Annotated in this window: 15 protein-coding genes; 10 read left to right on the top strand and 5 right to left on the bottom strand. The window is 47.3% G+C overall.

Annotated features, from left to right (window positions below):
• The first annotated feature begins 434 nt into the window (after positions 1–434).
• Positions 435–728, top strand: coding sequence for a hypothetical protein (locus K4A83_RS17800; RefSeq protein ID WP_265266002.1), 294 nt, complete (start codon positions 435–437; stop codon positions 726–728).
• A gap of 10 nt (positions 729–738) precedes the next feature.
• On the opposite strand, the gene K4A83_RS17795 is transcribed toward K4A83_RS17800, so the two are convergent.
• Positions 739–1,437: an ATP-dependent Zn protease gene (locus K4A83_RS17795; RefSeq protein ID WP_265266001.1), complete on the bottom strand. Its 699-nt coding sequence runs from the start codon at positions 1,435–1,437 to the stop codon at positions 739–741.
• A 58-nt stretch (positions 1,438–1,495) separates the two neighbouring features.
• On the opposite strand from K4A83_RS17795, the gene K4A83_RS17790 reads away from it, so the two are divergent.
• Together K4A83_RS17790 and K4A83_RS17785 are read left to right on the top strand one after the other, a co-directional pair.
• Positions 1,496–2,416, top strand: coding sequence for a ribonuclease D (locus tag K4A83_RS17790; RefSeq protein ID WP_265266000.1), 921 nt, complete (start codon positions 1,496–1,498; stop codon positions 2,414–2,416).
• Positions 2,417–2,510: 94 nt separating this feature from the next.
• Positions 2,511–3,134 carry a universal stress protein gene (locus K4A83_RS17785; protein ID WP_265265999.1) on the top strand — a complete coding sequence of 208 codons (624 nt, stop codon included), beginning with the start codon at positions 2,511–2,513 and terminating at the stop codon, positions 3,132–3,134.
• Between the two features lie 272 nt (positions 3,135–3,406).
• Here K4A83_RS17785 and K4A83_RS17780 read toward each other — a convergent pair whose 3' ends face one another.
• Positions 3,407–4,138: a class I SAM-dependent methyltransferase gene (locus K4A83_RS17780; protein WP_265265998.1), complete on the bottom strand. Its 732-nt coding sequence runs from the start codon at positions 4,136–4,138 to the stop codon at positions 3,407–3,409.
• 506 nt (positions 4,139–4,644) lie between these two features.
• Between K4A83_RS17780 and K4A83_RS17775 the strand changes: the two genes are divergently transcribed.
• The 7 genes from K4A83_RS17775 (at position 4,645) to K4A83_RS17745 (ending at position 12,612) form a co-directional block, all read left to right on the top strand.
• The gene (locus K4A83_RS17775; RefSeq protein WP_265265997.1) at positions 4,645–5,250 is read left to right on the top strand and encodes a DUF4255 domain-containing protein; all 606 of its coding nucleotides are present in this window, start codon (positions 4,645–4,647) and stop codon (positions 5,248–5,250) included.
• A 75-nt stretch (positions 5,251–5,325) separates the two neighbouring features.
• On the top strand, positions 5,326–7,044 hold the full coding sequence (locus K4A83_RS17770; protein ID WP_265265996.1) for a phage tail sheath family protein: 1,719 nt from the start codon (positions 5,326–5,328) through the stop codon (positions 7,042–7,044).
• 63 nt (positions 7,045–7,107) lie between these two features.
• Positions 7,108–7,614 carry a phage tail protein gene (locus K4A83_RS17765; protein ID WP_265265995.1) on the top strand — a complete coding sequence of 169 codons (507 nt, stop codon included), beginning with the start codon at positions 7,108–7,110 and terminating at the stop codon, positions 7,612–7,614.
• Between the two features lie 217 nt (positions 7,615–7,831).
• Positions 7,832–8,359 (top strand): phage tail protein, encoded by a 528-nt coding sequence (locus tag K4A83_RS17760; protein ID WP_017305448.1) that lies wholly within the window; start codon positions 7,832–7,834, stop codon positions 8,357–8,359.
• A gap of 317 nt (positions 8,360–8,676) precedes the next feature.
• Entirely contained in the window at positions 8,677–9,171 is a 495-nt protein-coding gene (locus tag K4A83_RS17755) for a phage tail protein (protein ID WP_265265994.1), read from the top strand.
• Positions 9,172–9,190: 19 nt separating this feature from the next.
• Positions 9,191–10,534 (top strand): DUF4255 domain-containing protein, encoded by a 1,344-nt coding sequence (locus tag K4A83_RS17750; protein ID WP_265265993.1) that lies wholly within the window; start codon positions 9,191–9,193, stop codon positions 10,532–10,534.
• A gap of 14 nt (positions 10,535–10,548) precedes the next feature.
• Entirely contained in the window at positions 10,549–12,612 is a 2,064-nt protein-coding gene (locus K4A83_RS17745) for an ATP-binding protein (RefSeq protein ID WP_265265992.1), read from the top strand.
• Positions 12,613–12,626: 14 nt separating this feature from the next.
• Here the strand turns inward: K4A83_RS17745 and recR are convergent, their stop codons facing one another.
• The 3 genes from recR to K4A83_RS17730 all read right to left on the bottom strand — a co-directional run bounded on the left by recR (position 12,627) and on the right by K4A83_RS17730 (position 16,825).
• Entirely contained in the window at positions 12,627–13,256 is a 630-nt protein-coding gene (gene recR, locus K4A83_RS17740) for a recombination mediator RecR (RefSeq protein WP_265265991.1), read from the bottom strand.
• Between the two features lie 106 nt (positions 13,257–13,362).
• The gene (locus K4A83_RS17735) at positions 13,363–14,400 is read right to left on the bottom strand and encodes a hypothetical protein (RefSeq protein WP_265265990.1); all 1,038 of its coding nucleotides are present in this window, start codon (positions 14,398–14,400) and stop codon (positions 13,363–13,365) included.
• Positions 14,401–15,043: 643 nt separating this feature from the next.
• On the bottom strand, positions 15,044–16,825 hold the full coding sequence (locus K4A83_RS17730; protein WP_265265989.1) for an iron uptake porin: 1,782 nt from the start codon (positions 16,823–16,825) through the stop codon (positions 15,044–15,046).
• Positions 16,826–17,043 lie beyond the last annotated feature (218 nt).

Raw genomic sequence — 17,043 nt, 5'->3', positions numbered from 1 at the left:
AGCTTTGACCAGATTGGGGAATAGGGAAAAGGCGGTCTTGAATACGCCATACATAGTGTTTTCTATTTTATCGAACGCTATATCTGGGGCTTGACAAAAGGTACACAAGCTTAACTTGTCAAAATTGCCTATTACCTATTACCTATTACCAATCACCTATTCCCTGTTCCCTATTCCCCAAGTTATTCAGCAAGCCCTACTTATCATTAAAATCAATCTTGACCATCATTGTAAAAAATATGTAAAAAAACATTGCTTGATTTTGACTTGAATGCTTGTTTGTGCATAGGTAAATTTTAAAATTTAATCGTGACATAAACTAACCTTTAATTTAGGGCCTTACACTATCAGTAAACTGATAATTGAGTTTTGCCACAAAAGCCTTGTTTATCCCTTATTAAACCCCAATAGATCGTCTACCACTTAGGGGCTAAATGTCCGTTGAATCAGAAATCAACTCAGTTGTCAGTGCAAGCAGTAATCCTGTGGAACGGCAACGAAAAATGAACAGTTTAGATGATGGTCGATGGCAAAGGATTAAAATTCTTGCCTCACGCTTACAGGCCATTCAAAATGTTTTGAATGCCTTTAATGAGCAAGTCCATGATCAACCATTTGAGCATGATTTAGAGAGGGTTAAGCAGCAACTACAAGCAGAATTTGAATCCACATTAAAAGAGCTTCTGGATTTGATTAATGAGGACTTAAATAATAACGGGTTTTCTTGAATTATTGAGATTAACTCAAGGCAGAGACTTCCCGATCTCCTTGGTCAAGGATTGCATAGCATTGTTCAACCTCTACCCCTTGTAACATGGCTTCCACCAAAGCTAGATAACTGTCCCAATGCTTTTCTAATAGCGTTTTAGCCTGTAATTTTCCCCATTGTTGCTTACTGGCTGAGACGCTTTCACCATAACCAAACAAAACTAAAGCATCGGTTATTTTTTGCCGATCATCGCTGCCGCCTTCCACATTGCCATAGACTAAGATTTCGGCAGTAATTCCCGCCATCCAAACGGTAATAAAACGGTTTAACAATAACTGTTGTTCAGGATAACTTAGATTGTTTTGCTCAAAGGATGTGGTATCAAATTGTACGCCACCGATGCCGGGGAGTCCTTGTTTTAGGGCATCCCAACTATTTAGGGTGTATTGGGTGATAGGGATACCCAAATAGTAAGCCGTGAGGAAGTGGGCGGCTTCGTGGTGGGCGATGCGTTGACGATGGGTGGGGGAAAGTCCAGCGACAGTATCTAATAACAGAGTCGTTCCCTTACTTTGTAATCCGAGAGTGTCGAGGGTGGCTAATCCTAACACTCCGAGAGTCACGATGGCGGGGACACTAGAGGGGAGGTGAATGATCGGTCCAAGGAGGATGGAAAGGGTGATCAAAAAGATCCCAATGGCGAGGAGATTGAGGGCTGTTTTTTGCATTGTTTAGAAATCGGTCTACACTGTATCCCAACCCTATCAAGAAAAAGGGAAATATGGCATGAATTATTTGACCGATGTCCAAGAGATAGAAGTGGCGATCGCACAATTAGCCCAAGCGGAGACATTATGGCTAGATACAGAGGTAGCAGACTATGACACCAAAAAGCCGAGACTCTCTCTCATTCAAATTTTGAGCAACCCCCATGATATTACAGGGGATACCGTAACCGTCCTAGATGTGTTGGACTCTCCCCCTCTAGCGAACTTGTTCATTGCACAGATTATGCAAAATCCGGACATTACGAAGGTTTTCCACAATGCCAACTATGATTGTAGATTCCTGGGCAAAAAAACCGTTAAGGCGGTGGTCTGTACCTTGAAGATGGCCCGAGACATTCCCTATTATTTGCTACCTCTGTCCCATCATAATCTAGCGACCCTGACCGAATACTTTTGTCCGGCCTTTTCGGTAGATAAAAGCCCCCAAGGTAGCGACTGGGGCCAGCGTCCTCTCTCGTCGGAACAACTCCACTACGCCGCGCTGGATGTAGTCTATTTAGCGCAAGTTTACCAACACTTGAGGAAACTGCACCACAAAGCCCATCCTGACCCCAAAAGGGAAGATATTACCGCCCTGACCTTACGATATCGCCAAATAGAACACCAGTGGGGCAAACTCACGACCGAATATGAACACCTGCGCGATCGCATTAAAGCCGCTATGATAAGCCAAAACGTCACCGAAACCAACGGTTTTAAGCTTTCCCCCACCACCAAAACCACCCGCACAATTGCCTTTTCCCAACTCGCCCAAGCCATGGAAGAATCACAAGTAGACTGGGATTTTCCCATTACCCTGACCAAGGCCATACAAGAACAAATCGGGGCCATTATAGAAGAGTTACCCATTCAAGAACAAGTAACTCAATCTCAGCGCCTCAACATTGCAGAACAATCCGATGAAGAGATGCCCTTTTAGAGGATGGGAAATTCTTGTCCGTTAATTTTTCTGTCAAATTGTCAACCTCTGCCCAAAAATATGCGACCCTGAGAATAAAGTAAGGGGGGTAACTATGGACAATTTAGCAAATTCAACCTCTAACACCGTAGGCGAACCAGTCGTTGAGCAAGCCGTTGATCTAGGAAATGAATCCAACCCAGACCCCACTCCCGCCCCGAGTCCCAATGCCAATAATTCAGATAATCGGTTCAAAAAAATTCTGGTGGCATTAGGTCGAGGCAGTTCCGACGGGATGGTTTTTGAACGGGCTTTAACCTTAGCCAAAGCAGAAGGCAGTCACTTAATGATTTTCCACTGTCTGACTGACCCAATTCCCACAACTCCCAACGTTTTAGTCGCGGGTAGTATTGGCGTGTATGGGGGGAATTATTCCCCCGAAGTGTTTCAACAATTACAAACAGCGCGACAAGAAGAACGGGAAAAAATCAGCCACTGGTTAAAAGGTTTTTATGAACAAGCCGGTGCTGAAGAGGTAGCCGCAGAGTTTGAATATCAAGAAGGAGAACCGGGTCATAAAATTTGCCAAATGGCTGAACATTGGCAGGCAGATTTAATTGTCATTGGTCGTCGAGGTCGTACTGGTTTGTCGGAAATTTTGCTCGGTAGTGTAAGTCAATATGTCATTCACCATGCAGGTTGTACGGTGATGGCTGTACAGGAACGGCGTTCCCGTTAACCCATAGAATAGGGGGGGCAGGGGAATTGATAATTGATAATTGATAATTGATAATTGATAATTGATAATTGACAATTGACAATTGATAATTATTTCCGATTACCGATTACCGATTCCCTATTACCTATTACCCTATTCCCTATTCCCTATTCCCTATTCCCTATTCCCTGACCTTGACAAGAGGAGAAAAAGCTTAACTTGTCAAGATTGCCCTGCGCCTTAACTCCCATGCTCCTAAAGCAATCTAATCCTTGTTTGTCAAGGGAATCGTCTCAAAACTTCCTCGCCAAAAGCACTAACGAAATCCCCCAAGGACTCCCATAACGCACCTCCCAAGCTAACATTTTTTGCAACACCCCAACTAAAAACGACTTTTTCTGAACTTGTTCCACCGGATAAGGTTTCTGTAACCAAGTGCTATAGAACAACACAACCGGGATTAAAACACAGCCAAAATAGCGAACTCGACTCACCTGTAAAAACTGAGCCACACGATTCACTAACTGCTGACGACTATATCGCCGATAATGACCCAACATCCGATCATGATAACCAAATAACAACTGAAACGCCGGGACAGAGATACACAAATAGCCCCCCGGCTTCAACCAAGAACACAACTTTTCTAAAGCATTAATATCATCTTTAATGTGTTCTAAAACATCATTGGAAACAATGACATCATAATAGCCTGTCGGCTTAAAATCTTCAATGCTAGAGTGAAAAACCTCCAGATTGTCTAACCCTGTTTGTTCCTTTAACTGTTTAGATAAAGAAACCGCTTCTTCATCAATATCTACCGCCTCAACCTGCCAAGAACGATTCTGGGCAAGGAGCAGATTCATTTCTCCTGAACCACACCCGGCATTTAAGACCCTCAAATGCTCTTGCTTCGGAAGCCAGTTCATCACAAGCTGATACTTATTTAAACTGTAAAAGTCATTAGAACGAGCAAGATAATCCGCAATTTTATAATTTCTATCTTCTATTTGCATCTTAATCATGACCTCAAAGCTTAATTAATGTCATGTTCGTAAAAAAATAAAACGGATCATTTGAAGCTGAGATCATTAGTGGCTTAATGGGTCAAGCCAAAGGGGATCAAGATTTGTGCAATTGAATCAACACCTTCACGGATCTTAATTTACAAACTAAAACCCCCAGTTAAGCCCCCATATTTCCCTCGCTTAGGCAGGCTTCTGACCAGTAGAATATAACGAAGGCAAGACTATTACACCTCCTTCTGGACATTGGAATAATTGCTTAGGCTACGTGCCAACTAATGGCAACCCCTGTATAGCCTCCAAGATATCGTGATTTTTCGGCAGTTGCTCATTTTGTTGCTATTCCCGCGCTTGATTTTATTTTTTCTTCATGAATCTTCTTGATTGCCCAACCCAATTAAGCTCATCTGAGAGAGAGTCAGATTAGCTTTCGACCAAAGTCTAATAACCAGATCCCGCCCCTGCCCTTAAGGTAAAGGGTATGCAACCTTAATCTATCTGGCACTATGATTCCAGTCGTTGCCCAAGCCCTAGCCCATCTTTTGGTATCCGGGACATCTCTCGATAGTGTGGAGCAAATCAGCTTTCACCGACCGGAGAACCCCCAAACCATGACCCGAGGAGTAAACCTGTACTTTTATGATCTTCGTGCCACAAGAAACGCTGGGGACAACGCAGAGAATCCTAACTCTTTAACAGAAAAAGACTCTCCTCACGGCACGACTCAAACAGTCGCCCAGGAGAGAGCCCTCTGGTTTGATGTTTCGTTTTTAGTTAGTACCTATGACTATACGGCCTTGGGCGCGCAACAACTGTTTTCTGAAAGCTTAACTTTATTTTTGCGTTATGCCCAAATTCCCCACCCCTTTCTAGATGCTAGTATCCCCGGTTTCAGGGCATTACCCTTAAGGGTCAATCTAGAGATGGACTGGGTGGAATTGTGGAAAGCGTTGGATTTGCCGTTGCGTCCTGCCCTCTGTGTCACTGTGACAGTTCCTGAGCGCCAGATATCTGTTCCTGTTTTAGTGGCAAATTCCCTAGAATTCATGAATCATCCCACTCCAGACAGGTCAAGCTTGAAAAAGGTTGATGAAGGGTTAATCAAAGGTTGATGAATTGATTTCTAGAAACGTCTAGAACTGGAACAAGTTGCATAGCCCACTTTAAATTTATGGTAGAGAGCAATTATGGCGAGACTCGATTATTTCGCACCTGGTGTTTATATTGAAGAAGTCAATCGTGGGAGTCGTCCAATTGAGGGAGTTCCAACGGCGATCGCAGGTTTTGTTGGCTTTACCGAAGATATCCGAGGTGGAGCAGAACCCTTCAAACCCATGTTAGTCACCACCTGGGACCAATACTTACAATACTTTGGTCGTCCCAACTCCGACGGTTTCACCGACTTTAACGCTTATCTGCCCTTCTCCGTCTATGGCTGGTTCCTCAACGGTGGTGGACGGTGTTGGATTACCAGCATCGGGACCCAACTTCCAGGCACCCCCGCCCCCGCCCTCGAAGAAACCGGAACCCAAGTCAACAACCGCCGCAAACGCCCCAGCTTGCGCTTTTCCCTGCGTTCTGATGAATCTAGAAGCAACGGCAACGGTAACGGCAGCAGCATCACCCCGCGTTCCTACAACGAGATGCTAGCCCATCCGACCCCCTCTCTCCGCATTCGCATTAACGACAGCACCCCAAAAACCCCAGAAGGAGAAAGCCCTCTCCCCGACAACACCGGAGAATATTTCCGCGTGATTGTCATGGATGGGGATACCGAACTAGAACGGTATGATCACCTGACCATGAATCCCGACACAGATCCCCAAGTGGCGGATTATGTGGTGACAGCCTTCCAAGAGTCCCCCAGCTTACTGGTGACAGACCTTTCCCAATTGGGCAGTCCCCTCGCTCGTCGTCCCAGTAACGGGATGTACGAAGTGAGTCCGCCCCCCTTCGTCCCCAGTCCCGAACGCTTTAACGACAGCGTGCGCGGGGTTCGAGACGACCGCACCGGGGTTCAAGGATTATTTGAAATTGACGAAATCACCATTCTCGCCTGTCCTGACCTCATGCGGGCCTATGAAGCCAACTTGATCAACCTTGACCAAGTACACGGCATCATGGATTTAATGGTCAGTATGTGCGAAGGAGCCGCCTCTGGGGATATTCCTAACCCTCCTAACCGGATGGTGGTCTTAGATACCCCCCCTGACCTCTACAAACCCCAAGATGTGAGCCAATGGTTAAGCCAAGAATTTAACCGTCGTTCCCAATTTGCCGCCCTGTACTATCCTTGGGTTCTCGTTCCCAATCCCCGCAACCAAGGCCGCCCCATTGCGGTTCCCCCTTGTGGTCACGTCATGGGCGTATGGTCCCGCACCGACGAAACCCGAGGCATTTACAAAGCCCCGGCAAACGAAGTTCCCCGGGGGGTTACGGGTCTAACCTATGACTGCAATTTCCGCGAACAAGAATTACTGAACCCCATTGGGATTAACTGTATTCGCACCTTCCCCAACCGAGGCATCCGCATCTGGGGTTCAAGAACCTTAGTTGAGCCGGAAATCACGGAATGGCGTTATATCCCCGTGCGTCGCTTAATGAGTTACATCGAAAAATCTGTTGAACTCGGCACCCAATGGGCCGTATTTGAACCCAACGACGAAGACCTCTGGGCGCGCATTACTCGCACGATTAGCGACTTCCTGACCGGATTATGGCGGCAAGGGGCGTTAATGGGTGCATCTCCCAGCGAAGCCTTTTATGTGAAGTGTGACGAAGAGTTGAACACACCTGACACCATGATTCTGGGTCGTTTGTATGTAGAGGTGGGGGTTGCTCCAGTGCGTCCGGCAGAGTTTGTCATCTTCCGCTTCAGTCAATGGACAGGACAGGATGAAGGCTAAGTGAATTAGCTCGGCAAATTATCAATTATCAATTCAGATTCCCCACAAAAGGAGTATTGATTTATGGCCACAAGAACTACAAATGCCAGTAAGTTCTACATTCAATTTACGGGTTTAGATGCGAAGCCTCTGCCGATTAAAAGTGTGACAGAAGTGAGCTATGAAGCCAAAGTAACTGGGGGAGAAAAACCCTTAGAATCCACCAAACAGGGCAGAAGTAACCGTCAAACCAGTTCCGGTGGTTTTGACTCTAGCCCGACTATGACTGTAGAAGCTTATCTTTGTGCCTCAGAAGATAGTTCTAGTAAGGTGATGTACAACTGGTTTAATCAGGCTATGCCTACCAGTGACGGAGGGAGTGGAGACTGGGCAGGGAGTCGCAGAAGTGGTTCTGTGATTGTCTATGACCCGGATGGTAAAACGGAAATTCTACGCTGGAACTTTTTTAATGCTTGGGTGAAGACTTATTCCATCACCGATGCAGATTGTACGGGAGGAGAATTAGCGGTTGAATCCTATGAGTTTGTCTGTGAAAAAATTGTCAAACAATTCAGCAAATTAGGGTCTTAATGGGTCATTAATTTGAGTGAATCTATATTTCATTTTTGCTCAAATTGAATTGAAAATGATGTGAAATACAAAGAAAAGTGCTATCTGTAGATTGCTCTAGGTTGGGTAGAGCGACAGCAAAACCCAGCAGATTCGGTCAGTGCAGACCTTTGAGTATTTCGGATGAATTGCCTTTTGTTGGGATGGTTTTCTGTTAGTTTTTGTAGGAGTTTCTTTTATGCCGGATACCCCAGAATATTTAACCCTAAGCCGATTTTATTTTGAACTGAGTGGTGGTGCTATTGGTAATAGTCAAACTTTGTTAGTTTCTAAGGTCAGTGGGGTGACAATTACCCTAGAAGCGGCCGCAGAAGGGGAGTCTCTTGGTGTGAGTAAAGGGGCAAAAAGTGAAACCCAAATCACGGTAGCGGGAACGACTCAAAGTAATATTACGCTGGAATTTGTGGTCACGCGGGAGAATGATATTCTAGAGCAATGGTATAAGTCTGTTCACCCTACATCGATGGATGGGGGGGGTACGGATTGGGAGAAAAACCGGGCGAGCGCCTCTCTGGTTTTCTATGCACAAAATGGGAAGGAAGGGGCAAGGTTTAATCTCCGGGATGCCATTCCGGCGAAATATACCTCTACCCCGGTTTCTGCGGATAGTACGGATATGTTTAAGGAAACGGTGGAAATTGCCCACGCGGGACTTAATCGTATGCCACCCGGTGGTAGCACGATGAATGTGGCTCCCCGGAAATAAGCGGGTCGTTTAGGCGGTGATTTATGGGGTGGAGAAGTCGGGAATAATCATTGATAATCTGGGTTCTTGTGAAAGGGAAAAAGAGACTTTCTGTGATTCACGAGTTAATGATTTCTTCCCCCATAATCACTGATTTTTTAGTCTAAAAACTAATATCAAGTCCGGTTAAATACTTGCCATTGCGACCGCAGGGAAGCAATCGCTAACACTAGCGAGATAGCAGAGATTGCTTGACTCCACTGTGTGACTTTCGCCATGACTTAATATGCTTAATTAAGCGGATTTGGTATAATTATAATAACGGTTTATCGCGGATAATGTCTGACTCAAAATTTACAGAAATTCTAACAACTTCCCGGTTTTATGTTGAGTTAAAACTGGATGGTTCTCAAGACCCGGTAGATGCTTATTTTAAGGAGTGTAAGGGGTTTAAATATAGTCAGGAGTTGGTGGAAATTCCTGAAGTGACACCTCTGGGCTGGGGGGCGGCAAAACAGGGGCGGATTGTGATGACTAAAATGCCGGGTTATGTGAAGTTGAGTAATTTCACGTTAACGCGCAGTTTAAGAACGTCTCAAACGCTGTGGAATTGGATTAAGGTGGTGCAGGAGGGAAACTGGGCAAAACAACGGCGGGATGGGTCTTTGGTGATTTATAAGACCAGTTCTAAGGAGGGGGCAAGGTTTAATTTTAAGCGGGCTTGGCCGGTGAGTTATAAGTGTTCTGATGTTAAGGCAGATGGGGCGGAGTTGGGGATTGAGGAGTTGGAAATTGCCTGTGAGGAGTTTGAGCGAGTGGGGATTACGGAATAGATAATAGGTGTGAAAAATTATGAGTAATTATTTGGCGATCGCAACCGTAACAGCTACCCTGCAAAAACTCCTCCAGTCGGCGATTCAAGGCGATGTGGAAGGGGCAAGAGTCACTACAGTGCGGCCGGATAATTTAGGCAGTGGTGCGCCGGAATCGGGGGTGAATTTGTTCTTATATCAAGTCACACCTAACCCCGTTTGGGCGAATAATGTGTTACCTGCCCGACAACGACGGGCTGAGGTGGTGGTCAAGTCTCAAGCGCCCCTGGATTTGTTTTATTTGATTAGTTTTTATGGCAATGATGTAGAATTGGAACCCCAACGCCTTTTAGGGAGTACCATCCGCACCTTAGAGGATAAGTCGATTTTAACGGGGCGGATGATTCGGGACACCATTGGGGATGGGAGTTATCCCTTTTTGGTGACATCGGATTTGGCGGAACAGGGGGAACAGATTCGCATTGATTCTTTAACCTTTGAATTAGATGAGTTATCGAATCTCTGGGGGACGTTTTTTCAAGCGCCTTATTTACTATCTCTGGCCTATAAAGTGACGGTGGTCTTGATTGATGGGGAAGAACCGGCCGCTATGCCTTTACCTGTGCGCGATCGCCTCCTGAGTGCTGCCCCCACCGATTTACGCCCCTATATTGAGTCTGTCATCTCCCACCGAGGCCGTTATGAACCGATTCTCACCAGTAGCACCCTCTTAATTAATGGCAAGTATTTAGCCTATACCAACGCTCAAATTAAAATCGCTGGACAACTGATTACCCCCCAACGGATTAGCGAAAAACAGGCCATTTTCCCCCTAAATTCTGTCGTGCGGGATAGTCTCCGGGCAGGATTGCAAAGTGTGCAAATCATTCACCCTCGCCCCCAACGTCAATCCCTCTTTTCCGGCCCCAAACCTCCGGCCGAGGAAACCCCTCCCCCCCCTCCCTCCGGTGCTTCAGAACCTACGACTCCCCCCATTAAAACCGTTGAATCCAATGTGGTGGGCTTTATCCTTCGTCCTAGTATTCAAAGCGTGACCATTGAGAATATCCGGGGCAGTGACGATGATCCCCGCTCAGGAGAGGTGACAGTAGAACTAGATGTTTTAGTGGGGCGAGAGCAGCGTTTTATTTTGGTCTTGAATCAACGGGCAACGGGAGAAAATGAGGTGTCAGAATACCTCTTTGAAGCCCCCCAACGGACTGAGGTCAGTAATCGGGTTACGGTGACGGTGCGGGATATTGAGGTAGGGGATTATTTAGTGCGGGTGATGATTGATGGGGCAGAAAGTCCGCTTCAAATTGACACCAATGAAAATAGTCCCATGTTCCGTCAATATATCGCTCCCTCTCTTGTTGTTCCTTAACGGGGTAGTTCACTATGCTGGGTCATGAGATTAATCGCAGTTATTTAGGCGATCGCCTTTCCCGCATCCGACAGCTATTAGAGCGCCGGATTCATAAGGTTGTAGCCCCCATCCCCTCCAACCCCTCGAAAGGGAGGAAATTGTCCCCCCTTCCCTATGGCAAATCGGCCATTGTCGCCCGTCTCCATTTCAATCTCCATCTAGCCACCTACCTGTTAAAACTCACCCTCGCCGAATTCACGAACCTTGAACAAGTGTGTCATCTCTTCGGCCTTGACTCCTTTGAACGGGATCTCTTGCTCCTTTGTGCCGGGATTGAACTCGAATCCACCTGGAGCCCCCTTTGTGCGGCCGCTCAAGGGGATGCCCAGCGCAATTATCCCACCTTCAGCCTCGCCCTAGCCACCTTGCCGAACCCCAACTGGCAAGCCCTCACCCCAGAAGCCCCCTTGCGACGCTGGCGACTGATTCACGTCGAGAAAGGTCAAGCCCTCACCTCCAGCCCTCTACGCATTGATGAGCGGATTTTACACCATTTGTTAGGCTTACCCTACCTTGATGAACCCTTAATGGGGTTAGTGCAGCCCTTGACAGAGGCCGGAATGTTAGTTCCCTCTCAACAAACCCTCGCCCAGCGTTTACTGGAGATTTGGGGGGGGATAGGGGATAAATTTGGCCGTTCCCAGTTAGCCCAATCCCAGCGCTACCCGGTGATTCAACTCTGTGGAGAAGATCGGGCCGGGAAACAGGCGATCGCAACCCAAACCTGTCACCACCTCAACGTTAACCCCTATCTGCTCCCCGCCCCCCTCCTGCCCACCGCCCCCCAAGACTTAGCCCAACTCACCCGACTCTGGGAACGAGAAGCTTTACTTAGTTCTAGTGTATTAATTTTAGACTGTGAGGATAGTAACCCCAACGAAAGCAGCCGGGAAAACGCCATCACCTACCTGATTGAACACCTGAAAAGCCCCCTGATGGTCTTAAGTCGCGATCGCCGCCCCCCCCACTCCCGCCCCCTCCTCACCTTTGAAGTCCACCGCCCCACCAGCAGCGAACAGCGCACCCTCTGGCAAGAAGCCCTCGGCCCCCTCGCCCACACCCTCGACGGCCACGTAAACAGCCTCGTCTCACAATTTAACCTCAACGCCCCCACCATCCGCGCCGCCAGTAGTAGCGCCGTCGGACAACTCCAAAACACCCAGCCAGATCCCCAAACCATTAAAAACCTGCTCTGGCAAACCTGCCGTAGTCAAGCCCGCCCCCGTCTCGAAGACCTCGCCCAACGCATCACCTCCAATTCCCTCTGGGATGATCTCGTCCTCCCCGAAACCCAGAAAGACGTATTACGGGAAATCGCCGCCCACGTGCGACAGCGCGCTAAGGTTTACGAAGAATGGGGCTTTGGGGGCAACGGCGGCCGCGGACTAGGGATTACCGCCCTCTTTGCCGGAGCCAGTGGCACCGGGAAAACAATGGCCGCCGATATTCTCGCCAGTGAACTACAACTCGACCTTTATCGCATTGACTTAAGTTCCGTCATTAGTAAATATATTGGCGAAACCGAGAAAAACCTCCGCCGCGTCTTTGATGCCGCCGAAACCGGGGGCGCAATTCTCCTCTTTGATGAAGCTGATGCCCTCTTTGGCAAACGCTCCGAAGTCAAAGACTCCCACGACCGCCACGCTAATATTGAGGTCAGTTACCTATTACAACGCATGGAAGCCTATCGCGGTTTAGCCATCTTAACCACTAACCTGAAAGATGCTTTAGACCAGGCCTTCCTCCGTCGGATTCGCTTCACTGTTAAATTCCCCTTCCCCGACAGCGACCAACGAGCGGAAATTTGGCGCAGAGTCTTCCCCCAAAACACCCCCACCGAAGGCCTCAACCCCGAAAAACTCTGTCGTCTCAGTGTAGCTGGGGGGAATATTCGCAACATTGCCTTAAATGCCGCCTTTTTAGCCGCAGATGCCGGAGAACCTGTCAAAATGCAGCATATTCTCACCGCCACCAAGAGCGAGTATTCTAAGCTGGAAAAACCCTTAACCGATGTGGAAATTAAAGGTTGGGTCTAGTAGCGATCAAACGATTAACTCATCAACTCTCGTCGTCCTTCCAGCGCCCGAGCTAACGTTACTTCATCGGCATACTCCAAATCCCCTCCCATCGGCAAACCAAAAGCAATTTGTGTCACCTTGGTAAAGGGCTTAATTAACTGTCCCACATACAATGTCGTGGTTTCCCCTTCCACACTAGGGCTAATCGCTAAAATGACCTCCTGCACTGAGTTCTGGCTCACTCGACGCACCAGAGCTTGAATATTCAACAGGTCTGGACCAATGCCATCCATTGGCGAAATGACCCCGCCCAAAACATGGTACAAACCGTTATACTCCCGGGTTTTTTCTAGGGCAATCACATCCCGACTATCGGCCACCACGCAAATCGTCGTTTTGTCCCGATTGGGATGGCGACAAATGGGACAAACAGGCTCTGCGGAAAGATGAAAACAGACCTGACACAAACCGACCCGTTTTTTCGCTTCCACTAGGGCTTGAGCGAGGGCTTGTACTTCATCTTCTGGGCGTTTGAGGATGTGCAACGCTAACCGTTGGGCTGTTTTAGGTCCCACACCGGGTAAACGTTGCAATTGTTCAATTAGGCGGGCAAGGGGAGCAGTGTAAACCGTGGCGAAACCTCCTTTTTTCGATGGAGCCACTCTTGTGGAGGGGAATCAAATTGTACTCAAGGATATTATATCCCACGGCTTCGCTTACTGCCTTTCGGCTTGCCCTTAATGGGGCTTTAACGGAACGATCCTTTTTCTACTGTGCCAAATTATAGTTCTGGTAATTCTGATGAGTGAGGGGAACTAAACGACTCACACGGGGATTGCGATCGCGCCGGATAAGACTTACAATCCGAGGAACTGCCGGAGTTTTAGGCACTTCAGAAAACACCGTAAGCGTACCCAGAGCGTAATTATTCCCCCCTTCCGCCACAGGATCAGGAATCAAGCGATTATTAGGGGAATGCTCAACAAAAGCCTCTGCTCCCACCACAGCACCACCAGGAACATTCAAAGACTCACTATTTGGCAACTCACTATTTGGCAACTCACTATTTTGAACAGATTGTTCCACTGTCACCGTAGCTTGAGGTAAGTCCACCATCACAACAGCAGGCGCTACCGTCGAAACAGGAGACACAGCAGCAGGCGCTACCGTCGAAACTTGGGGTGCAGGAGTGGGAGTAGAAGGTGTTGTCGAAGAATTAGACACAGGAATAGTCGGGAAAACGTGCTTGGCATCAAAATGAAAGTTATCGGGAGCCAGACTAACTTTATTCCCACTGTTATCAAAAAAAGTCCCACTCGCCCCAAAAGTTCCACCTGTGACATGAGAGCCAACCACACCAAACTCCACCATCTGACCTAAACCATTCATTCGAGCATTGAACGTGCCAAAATTCGTATTGAACGGTTCTGTCCCAACCGTAATTTTCATGACAAAAGAAACATCAACTTGAACCGGGACATCACTAAACAAAACCGGACCATTGGGACTATATGCTGTTCCAGAAGCCTTGAGCGACAGTTGATTCCCTAAAGCAGGTTGCTCTCCACTCATTTGGAGTAATACCGGAACACCATTTAAGGGGACTGAACCAAACAATTGCCGAACAGCCTCCGGCGAATGTACAGGAACATTATTAAAATCAGCCGATTCAATTCGACCTTGTTTCGTTTCTAAATAACCCGTAACTGGAGCATTATTATACGTTGTCCCATTATTTTCAAAAAAGATCAGAGTTCCCCCAGTAATTACAATTTGCCCCTGGGCTGCTGTACTTAAGACAGTCATTCCAGTAGTCAAAACCAATGCGCTTAAAATTTTTTTGCCGTTCATGCTGCTTTGTGTCTCTGAATAAAAGCCTTGAGTAGCTGCATTCCCTAATAGCTCAAGGTTTATTCCCACAAAATACTTAGAAGCTGAACTTCATCTGGGTTTAAAAAAAGCAACTCATCTGATATTGCCTTCCTCCAGAGTATCAACATTGGGTCAATGTTCATAACAATTCATTCCCTCAAAGTTCAATCTTTACAAAATCTTAATAAAGCTAGTGATTTTAGTGAAATTTCGTTGAAATACGAATAAATACGGATAAAAAGACAATGCGTTGATATTAAAACAATAGGGGGATCGCAGAGATCAGGATACGGAACAAAAATCAACAACCCTTAAGAATCAAGCCCTACCTAGGGCTTGCTGAATAACTCTACTCGTGGGGCTAGGGAATCGGGAATCGAGAATCGGGAATCGAGAATCGGGAATCGGGAGTCGGAAACAATTATCAATTGTCAATTATCAATTCCCTATTACTTCTCCCCCTCTCCCCTGCTCCCCGAGTTATCTGCAATGTCGGGTGAAGACCCTCGGTTTTACCGACGGGATGAAACCCGACAGGTTGGGTTTCGCGCTCCGCTGCACCCAACCGACAGCCAAGCTAAAAGGAAAAGGTAGTTCGTAAGGCCCCAATCACCAAGGGATTACTGCCCCGATTGTGACCGGGATTCAATAAAACTACAACTCCGGGGGTGACACTGATATTGTCTGTTACCCGCCAGCGATAAAAAACCTCAAGGTGTAATGTCCGGTCTTGACGGCCTTCATTGGTTGCTCCAAAGGTTCCAGCCAATAAACTGGGAACATTTCCCGATAACTGACCATTACTCCGTAAATTCGTCCCCGTAACGCGAGGAGGCTGACCGAAAAACACGCCGCCATAATTCCCTTGCCCAAACAAATCAGGAAATTGTAGTCCAAACATCCAATTGACCGTTTGCACTCGCCCGGAGTGGGACAATAAACGGGAGTCTGTTAAGCCCAACCAACTCACCCCTTCCACCCAAGGGGTAATTTCCCAGTTCACAGTTGCCCCAAAAGCGTTCGTTAATAAACGAGAACCATTAATTGCAGAGATTTGGTCATCTCCTACCCCTGTCCCGAGGAAACCCCCCACCACCCCAGAATAGGAATGAAGATAGTTCAAGGCCACATCGACTGTCGGCACGGGGGTTAGAAATAACTGTACTCCGGCGGTATAGGGTCCACTGAATAGGCCTTGGGTAGGTTCGTTGGCTAAAGTTGCGGCATAAACCCCTTGTAAGGAAATATTAGGGCTAATCTGCCAGTCAAACCCAAGGCCTGCATTCCCCGAACCGATTTGTAAAATGGGATTACGTTGAGCAAATCGAGAAATCGGACCAAACCCTGCACTTTCAATGCGAGAGGGACCCCGAAAGACACTCACGGGATTAACGCCAGAAGGGCCAATGATAATGGCTAAGTCATCTGTAACTAGCTGACGGTAGGTTAAATCACTTAATAACAGATTATTCTGGGTGTTGAGTTCATAACCCAAACGGCTGAAACTATTATTCAACCCAAAGAGAGTGGTGTCGGTGGTGGTTAAGTTGCCAGCCTGTAAACCCATGAGGAGGAAATGACGAGGGCTAAACTGGCTTAAAAGGGTGAGTTGAGCATTATAGCCCCAAGTGATTTGTCCGGCTCCGTTGGGGGTTTCTGGGACTCCATCCCGCCCTAAGAGGGAAATCCCGGGAAAACTGGGGATGGATGTACTGAGTAAATCGGCTTTACCCGCGACCCGTCCTTGTAGTCCGAAAACTACCTGACCATATAATTTGGTGGTGCGGGAAAACTGGTAATCTTCAAGGAAAGTTACCCGACTTTCTAAAGCATCAAGGCGACTACTCAGAGTCGCTAATTCGGCTTCAAACTGCTGCGTTAACTGGGTCAGGGTTTCGAGTTCTTCTCGGGTGGCCCAGTCTTGGGGTAAGAGACGCTCTAAGGTCTGTAAACAAGTGTTTAACCCAGCAGCAAATTCATAACGGGATAGGGGGCGATTCCCTCGAAAGGTGCTATCAGGATAACCGACTAGACAGTTATAACGTTCTATCAGGTTGTTCAGGGCTTGATAAGCCCAGTCCCCCGGTTGTATGTCCCGCAGTTGGCTCACTGGGGTTATCTGGGCCATTGGGTCGGGGTCGTCTCCGATGACCCGATTGGTTAAAATAGGAGAATTAATATTGACAATAGGGTTAATTTGTGGTAAAGAAGGGGCGGAATTGTCTTGAGGAAGTAGTGCATCCTGAAGGGGATCTTCCGGGGTTAGGAGGGAGATGGCTTTAAGTTCAACTGGAGACACCCAAGGAGTCAATACTAGGGTTAAGGTTGCTGTTAACAGGCAGTGGGGCTGAATGTGCATGGAATCGTCATTACACGAAAGGTCATCAAATCGAGTGTCAGTGATCGGGGACTTGAATATTAATTCACAAGAGGAAAATCAAATCCGGTTAAATTGACCAAAAATAATGGGTTTCAAGCCCCGCCCTTCCAGGGCGGCATTAGGAGTGCTACAATGATACCAAGCAAGCCAGTGTCAAACAATGTTGGTTCTCGAATACAAGGTCAAACCCAAACCTT

Source organism: Spirulina subsalsa FACHB-351 (assembly GCF_026130165.1).
GTDB classification, from domain to species: Bacteria; Cyanobacteriota; Cyanobacteriia; order Cyanobacteriales; family Spirulinaceae; genus Spirulina_A; species Spirulina_A subsalsa_A.
The sequence above is the reverse complement of the archived record's forward strand: the minus strand, read 5'-3'. Positions and strand labels throughout refer to the sequence as shown.

Bases quoted from the DNA above. Each gene is read 5' to 3' on its own strand.
- K4A83_RS17745 (WP_265265992.1), top strand. From the start codon at position 10,549: ATGCTGGGTCATGAGATTAATCGCAGTTATTTAGGCGATCGCCTTTCC.
- K4A83_RS17780 (WP_265265998.1), bottom strand. From the start codon at position 4,138: ATGATTAAGATGCAAATAGAAGATAGAAATTATAAAATTGCGGATTAT.
- K4A83_RS17735 (WP_265265990.1), bottom strand. From the start codon at position 14,400: ATGACTGTCTTAAGTACAGCAGCCCAGGGGCAAATTGTAATTACTGGG.
- K4A83_RS17795 (WP_265266001.1), bottom strand. From the start codon at position 1,437: ATGCAAAAAACAGCCCTCAATCTCCTCGCCATTGGGATCTTTTTGATC.
- K4A83_RS17770 (WP_265265996.1), top strand. From the start codon at position 5,326: ATGGCGAGACTCGATTATTTCGCACCTGGTGTTTATATTGAAGAAGTC.
- K4A83_RS17750 (WP_265265993.1), top strand. From the start codon at position 9,191: ATGAGTAATTATTTGGCGATCGCAACCGTAACAGCTACCCTGCAAAAA.
- K4A83_RS17775 (WP_265265997.1), top strand. From the start codon at position 4,645: ATGATTCCAGTCGTTGCCCAAGCCCTAGCCCATCTTTTGGTATCCGGG.
- K4A83_RS17755 (WP_265265994.1), top strand. From the start codon at position 8,677: ATGTCTGACTCAAAATTTACAGAAATTCTAACAACTTCCCGGTTTTAT.
- K4A83_RS17760 (WP_017305448.1), top strand. From the start codon at position 7,832: ATGCCGGATACCCCAGAATATTTAACCCTAAGCCGATTTTATTTTGAA.
- K4A83_RS17765 (WP_265265995.1), top strand. From the start codon at position 7,108: ATGGCCACAAGAACTACAAATGCCAGTAAGTTCTACATTCAATTTACG.
- K4A83_RS17730 (WP_265265989.1), bottom strand. From the start codon at position 16,825: ATGCACATTCAGCCCCACTGCCTGTTAACAGCAACCTTAACCCTAGTA.
- K4A83_RS17785 (WP_265265999.1), top strand. From the start codon at position 2,511: ATGGACAATTTAGCAAATTCAACCTCTAACACCGTAGGCGAACCAGTC.
- K4A83_RS17790 (WP_265266000.1), top strand. From the start codon at position 1,496: ATGAATTATTTGACCGATGTCCAAGAGATAGAAGTGGCGATCGCACAA.
- K4A83_RS17800 (WP_265266002.1), top strand. From the start codon at position 435: ATGTCCGTTGAATCAGAAATCAACTCAGTTGTCAGTGCAAGCAGTAAT.